The 1,026-nt window shown below is 56.5% G+C and carries 1 protein-coding gene; it reads left to right on the top strand.

What is annotated here, in order from left to right; genetic code table 11:
* Positions 1-1,026, top strand: a 1,026-nt coding sequence (locus ACFPQ5_RS24765; protein WP_379761746.1) for a transposase, incomplete at its 3' end; no start/stop codon positions are given.

The following is a 1,026-nucleotide window of genomic DNA, read 5'->3' as shown; positions in this document are numbered from 1 at the left end:
ATGGGGCGTCAGGCAACGAAGCGGGAGCTGTTTGTATCGATCAGTCTAGAGGATTATGTTCCCGAAGACCACCTGTTGAGGGCGGTGGACCGGTATCTCGACCTGAGCGAGTTTCGACAAAGTTTAGCCGAGTCATACAGTCATACCGGTCGGCCCTCGATTGATCCCGAGCTGATGGCCCGGATGCTGATCATCGGCTACTGCTATGGAATTAGGTCAGAGCGCCGGCTGTGCGAAGAAGTCAGCATGAACCTGGCGTATCGCTGGTTCTGCCGCCTGGGTCTGAAAGACAAGGTGCCGGATCATTCGAGCTTTTCGAAAAATCGCCATGGACGCTTCCGCGATCACGACGCCTTTCGAAAGCTGTTCGATTCAGTGCTGCGACGCTGCATGGCTGAGGGGCTGGTGCAGGGCGAGGGATTTGCCACCGACGCCAGCATGATCAAGGCCGACGCCCAGCGACAGCGGTCTTGTCCGGGTAGTGTCAGTATCGACTGGGGTGATCCGGAGCAAGCAAGCCGGCCGGTGCGTGAATATTTGGCCGCGTTGGAACAGGCAAATCCAGTACCGCCCGCGCCAAAAAGAATCTCCCTGACCGATCCCGCATCGACCTGGACTGCAGCTGCGGGACCAGCCATTTTTGCCTACTCAACGAATTATCTGATCGATCTGAAAGCGGGATTGATTGTCGACGTCGAAGCATCGGCCGTGAACAAAATGGCTGAGGTCGAAGCAACTAAAATCATGATCGACCGCGTCGAACAGAAGTTTGCGATCAAGCCGCGGCGACTGGTGGGCGATACGAACTACGGTGTCGCCGCAATGCTGGGATGGCTGGTAGACGAAAAAGGGATCATTCCGCACGTTCCGGTATGGGATAAATCCGAGCACCATGACGGCACTTTCAGCCGTAGCGACTTTCTCTTCGATGCCGAAAACAACCGCTATGTTTGCCCTGCCGGTAAGTACCTCAGGCCACCTCATCGGGGCTTGGTGAAAACCCCGCTTCGCTATCGTGCCAGCGTC

The sequence above is a fragment of the Massilia suwonensis genome (assembly GCF_042655665.1).
In the GTDB taxonomy this organism is placed as follows: domain Bacteria; phylum Pseudomonadota; class Gammaproteobacteria; order Burkholderiales; family Burkholderiaceae_D; genus Telluria; species Telluria suwonensis.
Note: the sequence above shows the minus strand (reverse complement) of the source record. Positions and strands in the feature narration are given on the sequence as shown.